General features: G+C 66.0%; 16 protein-coding genes. 10 read left to right on the forward strand and 6 right to left on the reverse strand.

Going from position 1 to position 22,179, the window contains the following annotated elements:
* Nucleotides 1–18 precede the first annotated feature (18 nt).
* The 4 genes from GM676_RS32740 to GM676_RS05275 are packed head-to-tail and all read right to left on the reverse strand — an operon-like array spanning nucleotide 19 to nucleotide 3,427.
* Entirely contained in the window at nucleotides 19–609 is a 591-nt protein-coding gene (locus GM676_RS32740; RefSeq protein WP_308936678.1) for an extracellular solute-binding protein, read from the reverse strand.
* Nucleotides 501–1,301: an ABC transporter substrate-binding protein gene (locus tag GM676_RS32745; protein WP_308936676.1), complete on the reverse strand. Its 801-nt coding sequence runs from the start codon at nucleotides 1,299–1,301 to the stop codon at nucleotides 501–503. The genes GM676_RS32740 and GM676_RS32745 overlap by 109 nt, the downstream gene beginning before the upstream one ends.
* The gene (locus GM676_RS05270) at nucleotides 1,298–2,725 is read right to left on the reverse strand and encodes a sensor histidine kinase (protein ID WP_155462338.1); all 1,428 of its coding nucleotides are present in this window, start codon (nucleotides 2,723–2,725) and stop codon (nucleotides 1,298–1,300) included. Before GM676_RS05270 ends, GM676_RS32745 begins: the two co-directional genes overlap by 4 nt.
* Nucleotides 2,726–2,731: 6 nt before the next feature.
* Nucleotides 2,732–3,427, reverse strand: coding sequence for a response regulator transcription factor (locus GM676_RS05275; RefSeq protein WP_155462339.1), 696 nt, complete (start codon nucleotides 3,425–3,427; stop codon nucleotides 2,732–2,734).
* Between the two features lie 172 nt (nucleotides 3,428–3,599).
* Here GM676_RS05275 and GM676_RS05280 point away from each other — a divergent pair, with 172 nt between their 5' ends.
* The 5 genes from GM676_RS05280 to GM676_RS05300 are packed head-to-tail and all read left to right on the forward strand — an operon-like array spanning nucleotide 3,600 to nucleotide 12,561.
* Nucleotides 3,600–5,828 (forward strand): TonB-dependent receptor, encoded by a 2,229-nt coding sequence (locus tag GM676_RS05280; protein WP_155462340.1) that lies wholly within the window; start codon nucleotides 3,600–3,602, stop codon nucleotides 5,826–5,828.
* Nucleotides 5,828–7,633, forward strand: a complete 1,806-nt coding sequence (locus GM676_RS05285) for a tannase/feruloyl esterase family alpha/beta hydrolase (protein ID WP_211923157.1) — start codon at nucleotides 5,828–5,830, stop codon at nucleotides 7,631–7,633. The genes GM676_RS05280 and GM676_RS05285 overlap by 1 nt, the downstream gene beginning before the upstream one ends.
* Before the next feature lie 36 nt (nucleotides 7,634–7,669).
* Nucleotides 7,670–11,035: a glycosyl hydrolase gene (locus GM676_RS05290; protein WP_155462341.1), complete on the forward strand. Its 3,366-nt coding sequence runs from the start codon at nucleotides 7,670–7,672 to the stop codon at nucleotides 11,033–11,035.
* Nucleotides 11,032–12,084 carry an alpha/beta hydrolase gene (locus GM676_RS05295; RefSeq protein ID WP_155462342.1) on the forward strand — a complete coding sequence of 351 codons (1,053 nt, stop codon included), beginning with the start codon at nucleotides 11,032–11,034 and terminating at the stop codon, nucleotides 12,082–12,084. The genes GM676_RS05290 and GM676_RS05295 overlap by 4 nt, the downstream gene beginning before the upstream one ends.
* 24 nt (nucleotides 12,085–12,108) lie before the next feature.
* Nucleotides 12,109–12,561 (forward strand): nuclear transport factor 2 family protein, encoded by a 453-nt coding sequence (locus GM676_RS05300; protein WP_155462343.1) that lies wholly within the window; start codon nucleotides 12,109–12,111, stop codon nucleotides 12,559–12,561.
* Between the two features lie 32 nt (nucleotides 12,562–12,593).
* On the opposite strand, the gene GM676_RS05305 is transcribed toward GM676_RS05300, so the two are convergent.
* A complete protein-coding gene (locus GM676_RS05305) occupies nucleotides 12,594–13,595 on the reverse strand; it encodes a glycoside hydrolase family 43 protein (protein WP_155462344.1) in 1,002 nt (333 codons plus the stop codon).
* A 105-nt stretch (nucleotides 13,596–13,700) separates the two neighbouring features.
* Between GM676_RS05305 and GM676_RS05310 the strand changes: the two genes are divergently transcribed.
* From GM676_RS05310 to GM676_RS05325, 4 genes are all read left to right on the forward strand, one after another.
* The gene (locus GM676_RS05310) at nucleotides 13,701–15,170 is read left to right on the forward strand and encodes a carboxylesterase/lipase family protein (RefSeq protein WP_155462345.1); all 1,470 of its coding nucleotides are present in this window, start codon (nucleotides 13,701–13,703) and stop codon (nucleotides 15,168–15,170) included.
* A 108-nt stretch (nucleotides 15,171–15,278) separates the two neighbouring features.
* Nucleotides 15,279–16,175 (forward strand): isoaspartyl peptidase/L-asparaginase, encoded by an 897-nt coding sequence (locus GM676_RS05315; protein WP_155462346.1) that lies wholly within the window; start codon nucleotides 15,279–15,281, stop codon nucleotides 16,173–16,175.
* Between the two features lie 83 nt (nucleotides 16,176–16,258).
* Nucleotides 16,259–16,528, forward strand: a complete 270-nt coding sequence (locus GM676_RS05320; RefSeq protein WP_155462347.1) for a GlsB/YeaQ/YmgE family stress response membrane protein — start codon at nucleotides 16,259–16,261, stop codon at nucleotides 16,526–16,528.
* Between the two features lie 3 nt (nucleotides 16,529–16,531).
* The gene (locus tag GM676_RS05325; RefSeq protein WP_155462348.1) at nucleotides 16,532–19,045 is read left to right on the forward strand and encodes an excinuclease ABC subunit UvrA; all 2,514 of its coding nucleotides are present in this window, start codon (nucleotides 16,532–16,534) and stop codon (nucleotides 19,043–19,045) included.
* Nucleotides 19,046–19,054: 9 nt separating this feature from the next.
* Here the strand turns inward: GM676_RS05325 and GM676_RS05330 are convergent, their stop codons facing one another.
* Nucleotides 19,055–20,287: a family 1 glycosylhydrolase gene (locus GM676_RS05330; protein ID WP_155462349.1), complete on the reverse strand. Its 1,233-nt coding sequence runs from the start codon at nucleotides 20,285–20,287 to the stop codon at nucleotides 19,055–19,057.
* Nucleotides 20,288–20,505: 218 nt separating this feature from the next.
* Between GM676_RS05330 and GM676_RS05335 the strand changes: the two genes are divergently transcribed.
* Nucleotides 20,506–22,161 (forward strand): DUF1302 domain-containing protein, encoded by a 1,656-nt coding sequence (locus tag GM676_RS05335; protein ID WP_229262547.1) that lies wholly within the window; start codon nucleotides 20,506–20,508, stop codon nucleotides 22,159–22,161.
* The last annotated feature ends 18 nt before the right edge of the window (nucleotides 22,162–22,179 follow it).

Raw genomic sequence — 22,179 nt, forward strand, 5'->3', positions numbered from 1 at the left:
ATCATATTAATGATTGATTCAGGGCCGCTGGCGGCCGGCCGGGGCGGCTTTGGCGGCGATGGCCGCCAGCCGGGCCATGGTCTCCGCCGGACTCATCGCATCCTGGTGCCAGAACTGGCTGATGACGTCGGAGATGGCGCTCACCACCGGCGACGGCAAGCTGCCGTTGAGCAGGCTGGGCATCAGGCTGCCGCGGCTGGCGCTGCGCTTGAAGTCATGGCTGGAACGCTTGCCGCATTCGTCGAAGCGGTCCATTGGCACATCCAGCCGGACCGGAATCGAGCCCTTGGCCAGGTTGAAGTTTTCCTGAAATTCCTTGCTCATGACGGCGCGCACCAAGTCGCGCTGGGCCGCCTGCTTGTCCTTGCTGACCTGGAACATGACGAAGGAATCGATATTGAAGGTGAAGGCCTGGGCCGTGCCCGGCGCCGGCGCGCACAGCACGTCGATCCCCGGCCGCTTGCCGGCGGCCTGGATCTCGGCCTTGGCCCAGTCGCCCATCAGCTGCATGCCGGCCGTGCCCTTGGCCACCATGGTGGTGGCGCTGATCCAGTCGCGCTCGGCCGCCTGCGGATCGGTGTAGCGCTTGATGCGCTTGTAGGTTTCCAGCGCCTTTTCCATGGACGGGCTGGTGAACGCCGCCGGATCGAGTTCGACGAAGGCGCGCCGGTAAAAGTCTTCGCCACCCACCGCCAGCGCGACATTTTCAAACGTCCCAGGTTGAGCCAGGACTGGCCCACGTAGGCCACCGGGATCACTCCGGCCTGCCTGATCGCCTCGGCCACGGCAAAGAACTCGTCCCAGGTGGTGGGCACTTTGGCGTTGGCTTTCTTCAGCACTTCGGCATTGATCCATAGCCAATTGACGCGATGCACGTTCATCGGCGCGGCGACATAGCGGCCCTGGTATTTCATGGTGGCGCTCACGCTCCGCGGTAACAACTGGTCCCATTGGTCGGCCCGCGCCACTTCGTCGATCCCGGCCAGCTTGCCGCTGCGCGCCCATTCCTGGATGGCGATGCCCTTGATCTGGGCGGCGGTTGGCGGGTTATCCGAGGCTACCCGCGACCGCAGCATGGTCATGGCCAGGCCATTGCCGCCGTTATTGACCGTGAAGTCGCGCCAGGTATGGCCCTGCTGGCGCAAGCTGGCCTTGAGTTTGGCCAGGGCGCCGGTTTCGCCATCGCTGGTCCAGAAATGCAGCACCTCGATCTCGCCGCCGGCGGCCGGGGCGGGCGCGGCCAGGCAGGCCAGGGCGGCGCCCACGGCGCACAGGGTGCGGCGCGCTTGCAGGGCGCTCATGCGGCGTCTCCATCGCTGCCGTCGGCCGGCGCCAGCGGCAAGCGGATGGTCACCCGTAGGCCATGCGGCTGGGCGTCGGCGAGAGTGACGCCGCCATGCTGGCGTTCGACGATTTCCTTCACGATCGCCAGTCCCAGGCCGCAGCCGTCGCCGTCATAGGTGGCGCGCACGAAGCGCTCGAACACGCGCTCGCGGTCCGCCGCCGCGATGCCCGGGCCATTGTCTTCGACGATCAGCAGCGCGTGCGGGGGCTGGCGGCGCGTTTGCACCGTAATCACGGCGCCCTGGCCGGCGTACTGGATGGCGTTGTCGATCAGATTGGTCAGGGCTTCGCGCAACAGCAGGGCGTTGCCTCGCACTGGCAAGGCGTCGTCGCCGGCGTCGTCGAAACCGAGGTCGGCGCCGGCCCGCAGCGCGCGCGGCACCAACTGGGCGACCCATTCCTGCGCGGCGCGGCGCAAGTCGAATTGTTCCTGTGGCGCCTGGGTGGGGCGCGGCTCGGCGCTGGCCAGGGTTAATAATTGCGCCACCAGGTGGGCGCTGCGCGCCGCGCTCTGGTGCACCAGCGCCAGGCGGCGGCGCTGCTCGTCATCGGTGGCGGCTTCCAGCGCGAGCAAGGTCTGGCTCTTCAGGCCGGCCAGCGGCGTGCGCAGCTGGTGGGCGGCGTCGCTGATGAAGCGCTGTTGCGCGCCGATCTGGTGCTGCACCGCCGCCAGCAAATGATTCAGCGCGGCGGCCAGCGATTGCAGTTCCGCCGGCGCCAGCGCCAGCTGCACCGGCGTCAGGTCGTCGGGCGCGCGGCGTTCCACTTCGCGCCGCAGGCGCGCCAGCGGCGCCAGCCCGGCGCGGATGCCGGCCCAGACGATCAGCGTCATCAGGATGACCAGGATCGACAGCGGCAGCAGGGTGTCGGCCAGGATGGCGTGCGCCAGTTCCTCGCGGTTGGCGCTGCTGCGGGCGACCTGCACCAGCATGGTCTGGCGTGGCGATGCGTTGTCGCCATACGCCACATACAGGGCGGCGATGCGCATGCGCTTGGGCGCCTCCGTGCTGCCGGGCTCGGGTGCAATGACGCGGTCGTAGAAGTAGGGCTGGTCGAACTGGTAGCGGCTGATGTCGGGCGGCGGCAGGTTGCGGTTGCCAAGGATGAATTTTCCCGGCGGCGTGCTGACCGTGTACATCAGCCGGTCCCTGGGGTCGGCCTCCAGCACGTCCTGGGCGGCGCGCGGAAAGTCGATCAGCAAGCCTTGGTCGATGGGTTTGACCTGGCGCAGCAGGGAGCGCGAGGCCTGGGCCAGGCCGGTGTCGATGGCCTGGTTGGCGTAGCTGGCCGCCAGGCGAAAGGTGGCGACCCCGCCCGCCAGCCACAGCACCAGCTGCGGCAGCAGCAGCCACAACAGCAATTTGCGGTGCAGGGACACCATGGGCGTTCAGCCCGCGCGGGGGACGGCCCGGCCGGCCGCTTCAAGCAGATAGCCCAGGCCGCGCACGGTGCGGATGTCGACCTCGGAGTGCTCCAGCCGGCGCCGCAGGCGGTGGATGTAGACCTCGATGGCATTGCCGGCGCCGAGGTCGCTGCCATCGCTGGTCCAGGCCTGGACGATCTGTTCCTTGGTGACCACGTTGTCGCGGTTCAGCAACAGCAATTCCAGCAGCGTCCACTCGCGCGGGCTCAGTTCAATCAGCTCGCCGGCCACGCTGGCGCGGCGGGTTTTGGGATCGAAGAACAACTGGCCGAAACCCAGCTCGGACGAGGCGGTGCCGGCCTTGGCGCGGCGCGCCAGCGCGCGCACGCGCGCCTCCAGTTCAGGGAAGTCGAAGGGCTTGGTGATGTAGTCGTCGGCGCCGGCGTTGAGTCCGGCCACGCGGCTGTCCAGGCCATCCTGCGCGGTGAGGATGATCACCGGCATCTGCTGGTTGACGGCGCGCAGTTGCCGCAGCACGCTCAGGCCATCCATCATGGGCAGGCCGAGGTCCAGGATCGCCACGTCAAAGCTGTGCCGCAGCAGCAGGTATTCGGCGACCGGGCCGTTCGGTGCGTGTTCGACGGTATAGCCGGCGCCGCGCAACTGCGCGCCCAGCGCGTCGGCAAGGATGGTGTCGTCTTCGGCCAGAAGGATATGCATGGATCAAGTTTAACAATAAATGAATGCTTATGCCATTGCGATCACCAACGTGATTAATTTTCGAGCGAAGCGACAAAGCATTTGCGCGAAATTAAGCCGGTGTTATATTTCATTAAGGCACGTTAATGTTGAATTAATGAAGCCGTGACATAACGACAAGAACGGAGACGATATGAAAAAGTGTAACTGGAGCTATTCGGCCCCTCTGCTGGCGCTGAACCTGGCGCTGAACATGGCCTACGGTTCGTTTGCCACGGCCGCGACCCTGGCCGATAACGCGGACGAGCAGCAGCCAGAGCCGGCGCCGGCGGCGGCCGTCAAGGATCAGGCGATACCCGAGGTGGTGGTCACCAGCCAGCGCCGCGCCACCAAGGTGCAGGACATTCCGATCGCCACCACGGTGCTGAGCGGCGACCAGCTCAAGGCCCAGTCGGTGGTGCGGCTGGCCGACCTGCAAACGGCGTCGCCGGCGCTGACGGTGGTCGACGCCGGCCTGGTGTCGTCGGTGAACATCCGCGGCATCGGCCTGGCCAGCGGTTCGCCGAATGTGGCCAACGGCGTGGCCACCTATGTGGACGGCCTGTTCCAGCCGCCGCTGGTGAGCGCGGCCAGTTACTACGATATCGCCAATGTCGAAATCCTGCGTGGCCCGCAAGGCACGCTGGTGGGCAATAGCTCGACCGGCGGCGCGGTGCTGATCACCACCCAGAATCCCCGGCTGAGCGGGATGGAGGGGTATGCCGAAGCGGGCTTCGGCAGCTACAACGCGCGCAATCTCCAGGGCGCCATCAATGTGCCGCTGTCGGACACGCTGGCGATCCGCCTGGCCGGCAACCACCGCACCCGCGACAGCTACTACACCGATCACGGCGTCTATCACAACACGCCGGGCAAGCTGGACGAGAACGCCGGCCGTTTCGGCCTGCTGTGGAAGCCGGGCAAATTCCAGGCCCTGCTCAAGATCGATGACGTGGAACGCAAGAGCGGCGGGGTGGTGGGCAAGCCGGTGCCGGGCAGCGCCAACGATTTCGGCGCCAGCGGCGGCGTGTTCGACCTCGACTACAACAGCCCGACCCGCTTCAACGAGCGAGGCCTGATGAACTCGCTCGAACTGAAATACGAGCTGGACAACGGCGTGGTGCTGCGCTCCCTGAGCGGCTACCAGGACAAGAAGATCAGCGCCGGCTACGACCAGGACATGAGCGCGCGCCTGAGCAACTACATGGACCAGATCGTGCGCGAGCGCGAGAGCTCGCAGGAATTCAACCTGATCTCGCCGACCACCGGCCGCTTCAACTGGATACTGGGCGCCTACTTCCAGCAGAACACCATCGACGTGACCATCCTGCAAACCAGCGCCGGCCCGCAGGTGAATGTCGATGGCAAGAATAAAAAACGCGTGACCGGCCTGTTCGCGCAAACCGGCTACAAGCTGACCGACGACCTGGAGCTGCAATTCGGCCTGCGCCGCTCGACCTTCAAGGCCACCGGCGAGGGCGGGGTGTTCATCGGCCGCGGCTTGCCGGTATTCCCGGCCGGCGGTCTGCAAGTGGCGGACCTGACCGCCGCCTACGAGGACAGCAAACCGACCGGCAAGCTGGCGCTGAACTGGAAGACCGACCGCAACAACCTGCTGTACGCGTTCGCCGCGCGCGGCTACAAGCCTGGCAACGCCAATTCCGCCACCACCAAGTTCGATCCCGAAACGGTGATGAACTACGAGTTGGGCTGGAAGTCGACCATGGCCGAAGGGCGCGTCCGCACCCAGCTGGATGTGTTCTACAACGATTACAAGAACTTCCAGCTGGACTTCCTCGACACCGCCACCGGCCAGAACAACCCGGCCAACCTGCCGCCGTCGACCATCAAGGGCATCGAAGGCCAGATCCAGGCCAAGCTGAACGGCTTTGGCATCAACGCCGGCTTCGCCTACGTCGATTCGAAAATGGGCGCCATCAGCCTGGTGGACGTGCTGTCGCTGCCGGCCGGCCTGCTCGGCCCGCAATGCGCGGCGGGTACGCCATCCAATCCGCCCATCTGCTTCAACTATGGTCCCTACATCTATGCCAACCAGGGCGGCCCCAACCTGATGTCGCCCAAGCTGACCTACAACCTGGGCATCGACTACAAGTTCGCGTTTGAAAACGGCACCAGCTTGACGCCGCGCCTGAACTTCTCGCATATTGGCGATAGTTACTTTTATGCCACCTACCAACCGAACTCGCACGTGGCCGCGCGCAATCTGATGTCCGCGCTGCTCACGCTGCGCCATGACGACTGGACCGCCGAGTTGTTCGTCAACAACCTGGCCGACAAGCGTTATGTGGCGGGCGGATCGGGAACCAGTCTGTTCTACGGCGCCCCGCGCGAGTTCGGCTTCCGCTTGAATAAGGAGTTCTGATGATGACGCAGCACACCGCCCGGCAAGCCGCCGGATCTGTTATGTATTCCCAACTTGCCGCGCGGGTGCTGCGGCATCTCAGGGCCTGCTGGACCCTGGCCGCGCTCCTGCTCGGCCTGTCCTGGGTGGCGCCGGCGCACAGCCAGGCCGCGCCGGCCGATGCGGCCGAGGCTAACTGCAACAACTTCCAGTCGCGCGCGTTGAAGTTCAGCGAGCGCTCGGTGCGGCTGGTGTCCAGCCGTTTCGTGGCGGCCGGCCCGCTGGTGTTCCCGCCCAATCCGGGCGGCCCGGGGCGCACGGTGTCGCTGCCCGACCACTGCGAAGTGTTTGGCGTGCTGCAAGAACGCACCGGCGTGCGTGGCGCCAAATACGCGATCCGCTTCCACATGCGGCTGCCGGTGGCGTGGAACCAGCGCTTCTTCTTCCAGGGTGGCGGCGGCAGCAACGGCGAGGTGGGCGACGCGGTGGGCCAGGTCGGCCCCAGCCTGCCGCCGGCGCTGGCGCTGGGCTACGCGGTGCTGACCCAGGATTCCGGTCACGACAATGCCACCAATACCGATCCGGCCTACAACGGTCCGCTGGCGTTCGGCTTCGATCCGCTGGCGCGCTCCAACTACGGCGACCTGTCGCTGAAGCTGACCGCGCAGACCGGCAAGGAAGTGCTGGCGCAGTACTACGGGCAGAAGCCGCGCTACTCCTTCTTCGTCGGCTGTTCCAAGGGCGGGCAGGAGGGCATGGTATTCGCCCAGCGCTATCCGGAGGAGTTTGACGGCATCGTGGCGGCGGCGCCCGGTTTCTCGCTGCCGCGCGCGGCGCTGGCGGAGGCCTGGGATACGCAGGTGTTCGGTGAACTGGTCAAGGCGCCTGGCGCCACCGGTTTTGACGTGAGCCGCCTGCACCAGGCCTTCAGCGTGGGCGACTATGGGCTGGTGCGCAACGCCATCCTGGCCGCCTGCGACAAGGACGACGGCCTGGAGGACGGCATCGTCGGCGACTTCACCCGCTGCACCGACGACAAAGTGCTGCCGCAGCTGCGCGCCCGTTTGTGTCAGCAGGACAAGGCCGAGGGCTGTCTGTCGTCGGCCCAGATCGCCGCCCTCCAGCGCTCGCGCCAGGGACCGCGCGACGCCAAGGGACGCGCGCTGTATAGCGACTGGGGCTGGGCGCCCGGCATCTCGGACCCGGGCTGGCGCCTGTGGAAGACCGGCTTCCCCAACATGACGGCCCTGAACGTCACGCTGGGCGCGCGTTCGCTGGCCTCGGTGTTCACCACGCCACCTAGCGTGTTGCCGGATGGCGACCAGGCCGCCGCCGATTTCCAGAGCGCCTTCGACTTCGACCGCGACGCCGCCAGGATCTACGCCGTCAACGCCGTCTTCAAGCGCTCGGGCTGGCAGGACGTCGGCGCGCGCTCGCCGGACTTGTCGGCGTTCCAGCGTCGCGGCGGCCGCCTGATCGTGCCGCACGGCGATTCCGACGCGGTGTTCTCGCTCAACGACACGCTGAGCTGGTACCGTGAAGTGGACGCCCGCGCCAAAGGCAAGGCAGCCAGCTTCGTGCGGGTGTTCCCGGTGCCGGGCATGTGCCACTGCATGGGCGGCCCGGCCACCGACAACTACGACGCCTTTGGCGCGCTGGTGGCATGGGTGGAGTCGGGCAAGGCGCCGGACCAGATCATCGCCACCGCCGGTCCGGCCTCGCCGTGGCCGGGCCGCGAGCGTCCGCTGTGCGCCTATCCCCAGGTGGCCCGATACACCGGCCGTGGCGATCCTGAAAAGGCCGCCAGCTTCGAGTGCCGCATCTGAGGATGCCGCGCCTGTCACACTGAATGGAATGATTCGATGACTCTTTTGACTTTACCGCACCCACGCCTGCTGGCGCTGCTGGTCGCCGGCGCCGTGGCGCTGCCTTGCGCGCAGGCGCAGGACGCGCTGACGGCCGGCTTCGCCAATCCGCCGAACTCGGCCAAGCCACGCGTGTGGTGGCACTGGTTGAACGGCAATATCACCCAGACCGGTATCAAGCAGGATCTGGAATGGATGTCGCGCATCGGCATCGGCGGCATGCAGAATTTCGACGCCGCCCTGCAAACCCCGCAAGTAGTGGAGCGCCGCCTGGCCTATATGACGCCGGAATGGAAGGATGCCTTCAAATACAGCGCCACCCTGGCCGCCTCCTTGGACCTGGAGATGGGCATCGCCGCCTCGCCGGGATGGAGCGAGACCGGCGGCCCTTGGGTGGCGCCCGCCGACGGCATGAAAAAACTGGTCTGGAGCGAGACCGTGATCGGCGGCGGCAAACGCTTCAAGGGCAAGCTGCCGCGTCCGCCGTCGGTGACCGGGCCGTATCAGGACGTGCCGCGCCCGCCGCCCTTCATGGACACCTCCAAGCCAAAGAAACTGCCCGAGGTGTATGCCGATGTTGGCCTGTACGCCTTGCCGGTCGGCGCGCCGTCCGGCGCGCGCAAGCCGCGCATCTCGGTGGGCGGCAAGGCGCTCGACGCCGCGCTGCTGATGGACCGCGGCTGGACCCGCACGGTGGAAGTGCCGGGCGGATCGCCGGAACGGCCCACCATCATCCACTTCGCTTATGACCAGCCGCAGACCATCCGTTCGGCGACCCTGTATCTGCCGGGCGCGGTGTCGATGTTCTTTGGCACGCCGATCCATCCGGTGCTGGAGGCCAGCACCGACGGCAAGCAGTGGACCAAGGTGGCCGAGGTGGCCCTGGCCGGCGTGCCGACCACCGTCAGTTTCGCGGCGGTCAGTGCGCGCCAGTTCCGGCTGGTGCTGAACGTCAAGCCAGCCAATGTGCCCGAGCTGTTCACGCCCGGTCCGGGCATCGCCGGCACGGGCTTTGGCGGACCCGGCGGCAATCCGCCGCTCAAGCTCGCCGAGGCCAGCCTGTCGTCGCAGGCGCGCGTCAACCGCGCCGAGGTCAAGGCCGGGTTTGCCATGGCGGACGATTACTACGTGCTCGACCGCGACACGCCCGACGAGCCGGGCAGCGCGCCGGACGCCGTCATCGACCTCAGCGGCAAGCTGGCCGCTGACGGCAGCCTGGACTGGACGCCGCCGCCCGGCCGCTGGAAGCTGATCCGCTTCGGTTATTCGCTGACCGGCACCGAGAACCATCCGGCCACGCCGGAGGCCACCGGCCTGGAGGTCGACAAATACGATGGCGCGGCGGTGCGCAACTACATGCAGACTTATCTCGACATGTATGCCGGCACGGTCGGCCCCGACCTGATCGGCAAGCAGGGCTTGCGCGCGCTGGTGGTCGACAGCACCGAGGTGGGCGCCTCCAACTGGACGCCGCGTTTCCTCGCCCAGTTCCAGCGCCTGCGCGGCTACGATCCGGCCCGCTGGATGCCGGTGCTGGCGGGCGAAATCGTCGGCAGCCGCAAACAAAGCGACGCCTTCCTCTACGATGTGCGGCGCACCCTGGCCGAGCTGACCGCCACCGAACACTATGGCGTGGTGGCCGAGATGGCGCGCGCGCGCGGCCTGACCGTGTACACCGAGGCGCTGGAGGGCGGCCGCGTCAGCCTGGGCGACGACATGGCGATGCGCCGCTTCGCCGACATCCCGATGTCCGCCATGTGGACCTTCAAGAACGAAGCCACCATGAACAAGGTCAATCTGGCCGACATGCGCGGCGCCGCGTCGGTGGCGCACGTGTACGGCCAGAAGCTGGTGGCGGCGGAATCGCTGACCTCGGCCTTCACGCCGTGGGCGTATGGCCCGGCCGACCTGCGGCCGATGATCGACCTGGAGTTCGTCTCCGGCATCAACCGTCCGGTGATCCACACCTCGGTGCATCAGCCGAGCGACGATAAAAAGCCGGGCCTGTCGCTGGAAATGTTCGGCCAGTATTTCAACCGGCATGAAACCTGGGCGGACATGGCCAAGCCGTGGATCGACTATCTGGCGCGCAGCAGCTATCTGTTGCAGCAGGGCCGCTTTGTCGCCGACGTCGCTTATTTCTATGGCGAGGACGCGCCGCTGGTCGGGCTGTACCAGACCACGCCGGTGGCCGATGCGCCATCGCGTTACGCCTACGACTTCGTCAACGCCGAGATCGTGCTGGACAAGCTGTCGGTGCGCGACCAGCGCCTGGTGGCGGACAGCGGCGCCTCGTACCGCGTGCTGTACCTGGGCGGCTCCAGCCGCACCATGACGCTGGCCATGCTGCAACGGCTGAAGGCGCTGGCGAGCGCCGGCGCCACCATCGTCGGCCCGGCGCCGACCGCCACGCCGGCGCTGATGGACGATGCCGCCAGCTTCCAGGCGCTGGTGGCCGAACTGTGGGCGCCGGGCGCGACGCGGGCCGTGGGGCAGGGCCGCGTGATCGACAGCACCAACATCGAAGCCGTGCTGTCGTCGCTACAGATTGCGCCGGACTTCAGTGTCGCGCCGGCCGCCGCCAACATCCAGTTCCTGCACCGACAAATGGAGGACGGCGATCTCTACTTCCTGACCAACCGCGGCGGCGCCAGCGGCCAGACCGAATTGCGCTTCCGCGCCAGCGGCAAGAAGCCGGCCATCTGGCGCGCCGACACCGGCCAGATCCTGCCGGTGTCCTATCGCGTCGAAGGCGGGCAAACCGTGGTGACGATGGACGTGGCGGCGCAGGATGCCTTCTTTGTGGTGTTCCGCGAACCGCTGCTGGCGCAGTCCGCCGAGGTGAAGGCCAAGGCCTACGCCACCGCCGCGACGCTGGATCAGGGCTGGGACGTGTCGTTCAAGGGGCTGGCGGCGCCCGCGCCGTTCCACATGCGGGAGCTGCGTTCCCTGAGCGAATCGGCGGACCCTGCGGTGAAATATTTTTCGGGAACCACGACCTACCGCAGCCACTTCGAACTGGGGGCGGGCGGGCAGGGCAAGCCGCTGCTGCTGGATCTGGGCAAGTTGTCCGACGTGGCGCACATCTTCGTCAACGGCAAGGATGCCGGCTACGCCTGGCGCGCGCCGTACACGGTGGACATCGGCGCGCTGGTCCAGCCGGGCCGCAACGCGGTTGAGATCCAGGTGGCCAATTTGTGGGTCAACCGCCTGATCGGCGACGCCCAGCCCGGCGCCAGCAAGGTGGCGTTCACCACGCTGCCGACCTATCTGCCCGAAGCGGTCCTGCGGCCGGCCGGACTGATGGGGCCGGTGGTGGTGCGGGCCGAAAAAAGCGACGCCGATGCAGGAATGAAACCATGAAAAAAACACTCCCTATCTTGTTGACGGTGCTGCTGGCGCAAGCTGGCCTGGCCGCCTCGCTGGCGCCATTGCCGCCGCCACCGCTGACCATCTCGGTGCAGGCGCAATTCGAGATGAACAAGTTCCAGCAGAACCTGGGCGAGCCGCCGGCGGAAGCCGCGCAGCCGGGCCCGGACGATATCGAAGCCTGGCGGCCGTTGCAGGAAAACTTCATCAAATGGATCGAGCCGTTTTCACGGCCGCTGCTGCGCCAGTTCCATTACACCCAAGCGGCCCGCACGATAGGCGGCGTGCCGGTGATCGAGGTCACGCCCGCGCACTGGAAAAACGATGGCAAGGTGATGGTGTACGTGCATGGCGGCGGCTATGTGTTCGGCTCGGCCGCGTCCAACCTGCTGTCGGCGGTGCTGGCCGCCGACGCCACGCACATGCGGGTGGTGGCGGTGGATCACACCGTGGCGCCGCGCGGCAAGTGGCAGCAGGCCACCAGCGAAGTGGTCAGCGTGCTGACCGGCCTGAAGAACGAAGGCTATCCATTGCGCTCGATCGCGGTCTTTGGCGACTCGGCCGGCGGCGGCCTGGCGGCGGGGGCGGTGCTGAAGATGCGCGACCAGGGGCTGGGCATGCCCGGCGCGGTCGTGCTGTGGTCGCCATGGTCGGACATCACCGAGGCCGGCGACACCTATGCCACCCTCAAGGATGTGGACTTCCTGCGCTACAAGGAACAGCTCGGACCGGCCGCTGCCGCCTATGCGGCGCCGGCCGAGCAAAAAAATCCCTACGTCTCGCCGGTCTACGGCGACTACAGCAAGGGCTTCCCTCCCACCCTGATCCAGGGCGGTACGCGCGAGATTTTCCTGAGTAATTTCATTCGCCAGTACCAGGCGATCGATAGCGCCGGCGGCGACGCCAAGCTGGATCTGTACGAGGGCTTGCCGCATGTATTCCAGGTGCTGCTGGCCAACACGCCGGAGTCGCAGCTGGCGCTGCGCAAGATGAATGAATTCCTGCAAGCGCGCATGCGCGACGTGCGGGTCGCCCAACCATAATCACTCACCAGAAAGGCAGCAACAATGATCAAGAAAATCTGCATCTCGGCCATCGTCCTGGCCAGCCTGTCCGGCGCCGCGTGGGCGCAGACCGGCACGGCGCAGGAGGAGGCCAATCGCCAGACCGTGCTGGCCTTCTACGAGAAAGGCCTGAACCAGAAAGACGCCGACGCCGCGCTCCAGTACGTCGGCGACCATTACATCCAACACAATCCCTTTGCCGCCGATGGCCGCGAGGGCTTCCGCAACTTCATCGCCTTCATGCGCGAGAAGATGCCCAATGCCCGCGGCGAAATCAGGAAATCCTTTGCCGACGGCGACTACGTGATCCTGCACGTCTACGCCGCCGGTCCGCCGGGAACGCGCGGCAGCGCCATCGTCGACATTTTCCGGCTGGAGAAAGGCAAGATCGTCGAGCACTGGGACGTTGCCCAGCCGATTCCGGAAAACCCGGCCAACGCCAACACCATGTTCTGAACACGGTCACCCGCCAGCGGCAGCCCGGGGTTTCAGTTCGGCTTGACGGCATCCGCCACCGGCGCGCCGAAATCCGGTGTGCCGTCGCCGCGCCAGTGGATGAGCTGGGCGCGGGTATGGCGGTTGGGATCATTCAGCGGATCGCCCTGGATGTCGCGGTAATTGCGGGCGTGGTAGACCAGCACGTCCTGCTTGCCGTCCGGCGTGGTGGTGAAGGAGTTGTGGCCCGGGCCATACTGGCCGTTGGCGGCGCTGCTGGTGAACACCGGCACCGACGATTTTTTCCACGCGGCCGGATCGAGCAGATTGGCCGAGGCATCCGCCGTCAGCATGCCCAGCGCGTAGTTGGCGTCGGTCTTGCTGGCCGAGTAGGTCAGGAACACGCGGCCATTCTTTACCAGCACGGCCGGCGCCTCGTTGACGTTGAAGCCGATCCGCTCCCACGCGTATTCGGGCTTGGTCAGCAGGACCGCCGGACCGGTGATCGATACCGGGCTGTCCATCCTCGCCATGTAGATGGCGGTCAGGTGTTCGCCGGATGACGCCGGGCGCTGCGTCCACACCAGATAGCGCTGCCCGCCCAGCGCGAAGGTGGTGGCATCCAGCGAGAACGATTCCCAGCCGGTCCTGAGCTGCCCGCGTTCCTTCCATTCGCCCTCCAGCGGATTGGCGGAGGCATTCTCCAGCACGTACAGGCGGATATCGAACGGCGCGTCGGCGCGGCCGGCCGTGAAGTACAGATACCACTTGCCGTCGATGTAGTGAATCTCCGGCGCCCAGATGTTGGCGCTCATCACGCCGCTGGCGTGCTTGCGCCAGACGGTCCTGACATCGGCCTTGCCCAGTTCATCGAGATCGCGCACGCGGCGCAGTTCGATGCGGTCGTATTCCGGGACGGTGGCCGTGTAGTAGTAATAGCCGTCGCTGTGCAGCATTACCTGCGGATCGGCGCGTTGCTGCACCAGCGGATTATTGAATGCCGATGCCTGATGCATCATCAGCGCGGCGGCAAGCGCGCAAGCCATGCGGATCATTTCTTGTCTCCTTCTCCTGTTTTTCGAAGCATAATGTGATGAAATCGGGCGAGCTGCCAATAACTTTTTAGCGTTGAGCGATAACTTTTACAACAGGGAGACTTCATGACCTTATTTCGTGCGATCGCACTGATCGCAATGTGCGCGGGCCTGGTGGCCCAGGCGCAGCCGACCGCTCCTGTGAAGGTGTCCGGCGGCGAAATCGCCGGCGCCCACGCGGATGCGGTGAACACCTATTTCGGCATTCCCTACGCCGCGCCGCCGGTCGGCAAGTTGCGCTGGCGCGCGCCGCAGCCGGTGACGCCGTGGAAGGGCGTCCGCCAGGCCACCAGCTTCTCCGCCGCCTGCGCGCAAACCGCCGTCTGGATCACCGATCCGAAAAGCGAGGACTGCCTGTACCTGAACATCTGGGCGCCGGAGAAGGCCGAAAAGCTGCCGGTGATGGTGTGGATACACGGCGGCGGCTACTATGGCGGCACCGGCTCGCAGCCCGGCTTCAACGGCGCCAACCTGGCCAAACGCGGCGCCATCGTGGTCACCATTAACTACCGTCTCGGCATCTTCGGCTTCTTCGCCCATCCGGAGTTGAAGGAGGAATCGGGCAACCAGGGCCTGCGCGATCAGATCGCCGCGCTGCGCTGGGTGAAGAACAATATCGCGGCCTTTGGCGGCGACGCCAGCCGGGTCACCATCTTTGGCGAATCGGCCGGCGGCATCTCGGTCGCCATCCTGACCGCCTCGCCGATGGCGAAGGGCTTGTTCCACCGCGCCATCGCCCAGAGCGGCAATGCCGGCTGGCCGATGAATCCCGATGAGAACGCGCCGTACGAACAAAAACGCGTGGAAGCCACCGGCCTGGCCCTGGCCAAAACCGTCGGCGCCAGGAATCTGACGGCGCTGCGCGCGATGAGCGTGGAGACGCTGCACAAGCAGCCATGGAGCGCGCGCGTCAGCGTCGACGGCCACGTGCTGAAAGAAGACCAGACCAGCCTGTATCGCGGCCATCGCCAGAACGACGTGCCCTTGTTGGTGGGCTGGAATGCGGAAGAGGGCAAGGATCTGGCGCCGGAAATCCTCAACACCGGCGAATTCACCGCTGCCCGCCATAAGGAATTGGTGACGAAGCTGCTGGGCCACGCGCCGTCGGACGAACTGCTGGCTGCCTATCCCGGCGCCACCGATGCGCAAGCCAAGGCATCGATCGATCAGCTGACCACCGACTGGTGGGGCTGGCGCAAAGTGTATTGGGCCGGACTGCAAGCCAAGTACGGCGGCTCGAAAGCCTATGTCTACTACTTCACGCACCGGCCGGCGGAACCGGCCACGCCGTGCGGCTACGGCTGCGGTGCGGGCCATGGCGCGGAAATCCGCTACGTGTTCGATAACCTCGATCAGGACAATCGCGCGTGGAACGCGGCGGACCGCCAGACGGCGGCGCGCATGGCCGACGCCTGGGTCGAATTCGCCCGCAGCGGCAGCCTGCCGGGCTGGACGCCATACGACGGCTCCAGCGCTTCCATCGTGCGCATTGGCGAAGGCAAGGACAAGCTGCCGGACTTTTCGCTGTTCCAGTAGCGCGCCGCCGTAAGCCCAGTCTTACGCGCGCACAGCACGCACCCCGATGCCGCGCGCCGCCACGATTGCACATAATCAGCCGCATGCTTATTTCATCTGGGGGGCGCAATGACAGCAATCGTAGTCCACGGCGGCGCCGGCGCCGGTCAGGAATTGAGCGACGGCTGCCGGCGCGCCGCCGAAGCGGCGGCGCAACGCCTGCAAGCGGGCGATGACGGCCTGGTGGCCGCCATCGCCGCCGTGCTGGTGCTGGAAGACGACGAGCGCTTCAACGCCGGCACCGGCGCCGCGCTCGGCCTCGACGGCCAGAGCATCGAAATGGACGCCGCCGTCATGGATAGCCGGGGCACGCTCGGCGCGGTCGCCATCCTGCGCTCCGTCAAAAATCCCATTCTGGTCGCGCGCGATGTGGCGCGCACGCCGCACTGCCTGATGGCCGGCGAGGGCGCCTTGCGCTTCGCCCGGGTGATGGGCCACCAGCCCTACGATGTCATCAGCGACCAGGCCCGCCGCGAGCACGCCGACATGCTGGCGCAGCTGTCCAGCGAGGAGCCGGCCATGCCCGGCAGCGACAACCAGGCCTTCCTCCGTTACTGGAATTATGCCTGCTCGCCGTCCTTCAGCGGCCGCCATGGCGGCGACACGGTCGGCGCGGTGGTGCGCGACGCCGACGGCCATTTCGCGGTGGCGTCGTCCACCGGCGGTTCGGCGCCATCGCTGCTGGGCCGGGTGGGCGACACGGCGCTGATCGGCGGCGGCTTCTACGCCGGGCCCGATGGCGCGGTGGCCGCCACCGGCGTCGGCGAATACATCATGCGCAACATGCTTGCAAGCAAGGTCTACCACTGGATCGCTGGCGGCATGGACCTGCACGAGGCGCTGCGGCGCGGCATCGCCCTGATTCCGCCCGACGTCGACACCGGGCTGATCGCGGTCAGCAAAACCCAATCCGGCTGGCATGCCAATGCCGCCACACCTATCGGGCAGATCCAGCGCCCGGTGTGAGCCGCCGCACACAGTCTTCGGCGGCAAGTCTTTACCATGGTTGTTCCATCGACGTTGTTTAATAATATTTACGGGGAGGTTATATGGGCTTCATTATCTGGTTGGTAATCGGCGGTGTCCTGGGCTGGCTGGCGAGCATCATCATGCGCACGGACGGACAGCAGGGGATTTTCCTGAATGTGGTGGTGGGCATCATCGGCGCCGTCCTTGGCGGCCTGGTGCTGGCGCCGATGGTCGGCACCGGCACCATCAATGACGGCGATTACAGCATCGCCTCGCTGGGCGTCTCGTTTGTGGGCGCGATTGTGTTGCTGGCCATCGTCAACCTGCTATTCCGTGGGCGTGCGCGTTAAGCGATGTCCGCGTTTGACGGCTATGTCCGCGTGCGCGGTGCGCGTGAGCACAACCTGAAAAATGTCAGTGTCGACCTGCCGCGCAATGCGCTGGTCGTGTTCACCGGCGTGTCGGGTTCGGGCAAGTCGTCGCTGGCGTTTGGCACGCTATACGCCGAGGCGCAGCGGCGCTACCTGGAGTCGGTATCGCCGTATGCGCGGCGCCTGTTTCACCAGATGCCGGTGCCGGAAGTCGACGCCATCGACGGCTTGCCGCCGGCGGTGGCGTTGCAACAGCAGCGCGGGACGCCGACCACGCGCTCCTCGGTCGGCAGCGTCAGCACCTTGTCCAACTCGCTGCGCATGCTGTACTCGCGCGCCGGCGATTATCCTGCCGGCCAGGAGTTGCTGTACGCTGAATCGTTTTCGCCGAATACGCCACAGGGCGCCTGCCCGCAATGCCACGGCCTCGGCCGCGTCTACGACGCCACCGAGCGTTCGATGGTGCCCGACGACAGTCTGACCATCCGCGAACGCGCGGTGGCGGCCTGGCCCACCGCCTGGCATGGCCAGAACCTGCGCGATATCCTGGTCACGCTGGGCTACGATGTCGACGTGCCGTGGCGCGACCTGCCGCGCAAGACACGCGACTGGATTTTATTCACCGATGAGCAGCCGACGGTGCCGGTCTACGCCGGCCTGACGCCGGCCGAAACCCGGCGCGCGCTCAAGCGCAAGGAAGCGCCGAGCTATCAGGGCACCTTCACCGGCGCCCGCAAGTATCTGCTGCAAACCTTTGCCGGCACCGAGAGCGCGCTGATGAAAAAGCGCGTGGCGCAATACCTGGTCAGCATGGATTGCCCTGTGTGCCAGGGCCGGCGCCTACGCAAGGAAGCGTTGTCGGTGACGTTCGCCGGCCATGACATCACCGCGATCAGCCGCCTGTCGCTGCGCCAGCTGGCGCAATTGCTGCGGCCATATGCCGAGGGTGCCCCATCGCGCCGCAGGGAGGCCCAACGCCACCCTGAAAAAGCCATGGTCACCCAGCGCATCGCCGCGGATTTGCTGGCCCGCCTGCACGTGCTGCTGGATCTTGGCCTGGGCTATCTTCATCTGGAACGCGGCACGCCGACGCTCTCGCCGGGCGAGTTGCAGCGCTTGCGGCTGGCGACGCAAGTTCGTTCCGGCCTGTTTGGCGTGGTGTACGTGCTGGACGAACCGTCGGCCGGCCTGCACCCCGCCGATACCGAGGCTTTGCTGCGGGCACTGGATCGCTTGAAAGCCTCCGGCAATTCGCTGTTCGTGGTCGAGCATGCGCTGGATGTGATACGGCACGCCGACTGGCTGGTCGATGTCGGCCCGAGGGCGGGCCAGCACGGCGGGCAAGTGCTGTACAGCGGCGCGCCGGAGGGCCTGGCCAATGTGGCGGAGTCGCGCACGGCGGACTATCTGTTCGGCCGGGTGACGCGCCCGCAGCGTGTGCCGCGTGCGCCGCAGGGCTGGCTGCAATTACGCGGTGTGGTGCTGAATAATCTCGCCGGACTGGACGCCGATTTCCCGCTGGGCGTGCTGACCGGCGTCAGTGGTGTATCGGGGTCCGGCAAGTCCAGCCTGGTCAGCCAGGCGCTGGTGCAACTGCTGCTGGCGCAACTGGGCCAGGCCCCGGTGGACGAGGCGCCCGGCACCACCGAAGAGCTACTGGAACAGGCCGACGCCGGCGTGGCGCACGGCCGTATTGCGGCCGGCATGGCGCAATTGCGCCGGCTGGTGCAAGTGGACCAGAAGCCGATCGGCCGCACGCCGCGTTCCAACCTCGCCACCTATACCGGCCTGTTCGATCATGTGCGCAAGCTGTTTGCCGGCACGCGCGCGGCGAAGTCACGGCATTACGACGCTGGCCGCTTCTCGTTCAACGTGGCCAAGGGGCGCTGCCCGCATTGTTCGGGCGAAGGTTTCGTCATGGTGGAACTGCTGTTCCTGCCCAGCGTGTACGCGCCCTGCCCGGAATGCAAGGGTGCGCGCTATAACCCGGCGACCCTGGCGGTACGCTATCGCGAGCGCAATATCGCCGAGGTGCTGGCCATGACGGTCGAAGCGGCGGCGGAATTTTTCCACGACGTGCCAGCGCTGCATCACGCGCTGGAGGTCCTGCGGGCCGTCGGCCTGGGCTATCTGCGGCTGGGCCAGCCGGCCACCGAACTGTCCGGTGGCGAGGCGCAGCGCATCAAGCTGGCCACAGAATTACAGCGCGCCAGCCGCGGCGACACCCTGTATGTGCTGGACGAGCCGACCACCGGCCTGCATCCGGCCGACATCGACCTGCTGCTGCAACAACTACACGGTTTGGTCGACGCCGGCAATACGGTGGTCGTGGTGGAGCACAATATGCAAGTATTGGCCGACTGCGACTGGCTGATCGATGTCGGTCCTGGCGCCGGGGAAGAGGGCGGACGCATTGTCGCGCAAGGCATTCCCGCCGAGGTGGCCGCCAACCGCCGCAGTAAAACCGCGCCGTATTTGCGGCGCGTGCTGTCGTGAACGCCGTGGCTAGCCAGGTTGATAATCGCTGGGGCACAGCACCGGCACCTGCAGGCAGACGCTTTTGGTCGGCAGCACGGTCGACCATTTCTGGATCAGGTCCCGGTAGGCGGTGCCGACCGGGCGGATCTTGCGGTCGAGGTCGTACAGGCCCAGCGGATTGACCGTGCCCTTGTCCTCGCGCAGCGCGCAATCCCAGTCGACCTGGTCGGTAAGCGAATACCAGGTGAAGCCGACGATGGGGACGCCGCTGTTGCGCACGCACAGCACGTTGGCCCATTCCTTGCGCAGCCAGCGCACCGCCTCGTCGCCGTCGGCGCCCTGGCACAGATTGGTCTCGGTATGCATCACTGGCAGCCCGTAGCGGCTGCAATACTGCTCGGTGATGGTGGCGTAGCCGAATACCTCGCCCGAGCCCCAGGTGGCGCCGTCGCTGGACACATAGTGCTCGTTGGTCTGGTAATAGTCGTTGCCCATGATGCAGTGCTGCTTGAGGTTGTTGTGCATGAAAAAGCTGTATTCATCGCGCGTCATGCCGTTCTGCATCAGGTATTCATACATCACCGAGTCGACCCGGCGGCCGTAGTTCAGGTCCAGCGACAGGAAGCGGCGCGCGTTCATGGCCTCGGCCGGCTCGATGGCGTCCGGATTTTCTGCGTGAAAATATTCGCTTGACTCGCTCTGCACGAACAGCGCTTCCGGCTGCACCTCCAGGATGGCCTGCATGGCCAGCACATTGGCCTTGACCAGATGCTTCAAGGCGGTGACGAACGCGCGGTCGTCGCTCAGTTGCTCATTCCACCAGCCATACAGCGCGGAAAAACGGGCGCAGATCGACATCTCATTGACCGGCGTGTACAGCTGCAACCACGGATAGCGCCGGGCGAAGGCGCGGGCGTAGTCGGCAAACAGGGCCGGGAAGTCGGGATTCTGGAAATTGCCCAGCCAGTCCGGCAGGCCGAAATGGCACAGGTCGACAATCGCGACCATATTGCGCCGCCGCAGTTCATTCAGCGTTTCGTCGGCAAACGCCCAGTCATAGCGGTCCGGCCCCAGCCAGGTGGTGTGCAGCGGCGGCCCGTAGCGCAGCGCCGCCACGCCCAGCTCCTGTACCAGATCGAAATCGGTTTTCCAATAGCGGTAATGGCCGCACTTCGCCATCTCATCCACGCGCGTGCGGCCGTGGTTGATGGTGGGAATGCTGTTTTCGATGCCGGTGGCAAAAATGAAACGACGCAGCATGGCAACTCCTCGCGGTGCCGGCGCCGGTTGGCGCCCATCCCTACATGCTAGCGGAGTCGAACGAACCGCGGCGTTCGTTTCATTTTCAATTTATGTGCATGAAAAAATAAACTATGCACAAAATAAAAATACGTGCATAATAATTTCGAACATGCTCACGCATGGAGATGGACATCACGAGAATTGCGGCAACAAGCCGCAACAATGAGGAGACAAAAATGGCAAGAACGATGTCAAGCAGGGCCGGGGCGGCCTGGCCGCTCATGGCCGCCGCGCTGGTGCAAATGGCGGCCACGCCGGTGGCTGGCGCGACCGAATTCGATACCGGCAACCCCGACCTGAAGCTGCGTTGGGATAACACCGTCAAATACAGCGGCGCCGTCCGCCTGAAAGTCCAGTCGCCCGGGCTGATCGTGGACGCCAACACCGACGATGGCGACCGCAACTTCAACAAGGGCCTGATCAACAACCGCATCGACCTGCTGTCCGAACTGGATCTGGCCTACAAGGATTCCGGCCTGCGGGTGGCTGGCGCGGCCTGGTACGACAGCGTCTACAACCGCGGCAACGACCACAATTCGCCGGCCACGGCCAGCCAGGACAGCGTGGCCTACAATGAGTTCACCGACGCCACCCGCCGCCTGCACGGCCGCAAGGCCGAGCTGCTGGACGCCTATGCCTACACCCGTTTCGACCTGGGCCAGATGCCAACCACCATGCGTCTTGGCCGCCACACTGTGCTCTATGGCGAAACCCTGTTCTTCGGCGATAACGGCATCGCCGCCGGCCAGGCGCCGGTGGACGTGATCAAGCTGCTGTCGGTGCCCGGCACCCAGTTCAAGGAACTGCTGATGCCGGTCAACCAGCTGTCGGGGCAGTTACAGATCAACCCTAACTTCACCGTCGGCGGCTACTACCAGTTCGAGTGGCGCGCCAATCGGATTCCGGCTTCGGGCAGTTACTTCTCCGGCGCCGATTACGTGGGCACGGGCGCCGAGCGCTTCTTCGCGCCGGGCTCGTTCGCCCATGTGTACTTCGACCGGGTCGACGACATCAAGCCGAAGAACAGCGGGCAGGGCGGGCTGCAACTGCGCTTCCGCCCCGACAGCGACGTCGCCGAATTCGGCTTTTACGCCACGCGCTACCACGACAAGGATTTCAACCTCTACCTGATGCCGGCCGCCGTGCCGGCGCTGCCCTCGGTCGGCACCTACCAGGCGGTGTACGGGCAGGACATCAAGGCTTACGGCGTCAGCGCCAGCACCACGCTGGCCGGCGCCAATGTGGCGCTGGAAGTGTCGACCCGCCGCAACGCGCCGCTGGTCAGCGATCCGGTGGTGGCCTTCGGCGCCGGCAACTCCACCGGCAGCGCCGCCTACGCGGTCGGCAACAGCGCGCACGCCAATCTCTCGGCCATCTATGTGCTGAACGGCAGCGGCTTGTGGGACGGCGGCGCCATCCTCGGCGAGCTGGCGTGGAACCGCATGCTGAGCGTGACGAAGAATCCAGGCGCGCGCGACCCCAACACCACCCGCGACGCCAGCGGCATGCGCCTGCTGTTCACGCCGGAGTATTACCAGATCGTGCCGGGCGTCGACCTGGCCGTGCCGATCGGGCTGGGCTATGCGATCAGCGGCCGGTCCTCGACCAATGTGAAGTTCGCCGGCGGCGCCGAGCATGGCGGCGACTTCAGCGTCGGCGCCACCTTCGATTTCCGCAAGCAGTACAAATTTGCCGTCAACCTGGTCCATTTCTATGGCGGCCAGGGCACCTTCATCACCCCGAACGTGAGTCCGCAGGCGACCGTGCTGCCGTACCGGCAGACCAACAAGGACCGGGATTTCCTGTCCTTCTCGCTGCAAACCACTTTCTAAGCACAGGAGTCAACCGAT

This window comes from Duganella radicis (assembly GCF_009720825.1).
Lineage (GTDB): Bacteria > Pseudomonadota > Gammaproteobacteria > Burkholderiales > Burkholderiaceae_D > Rugamonas > Rugamonas radicis.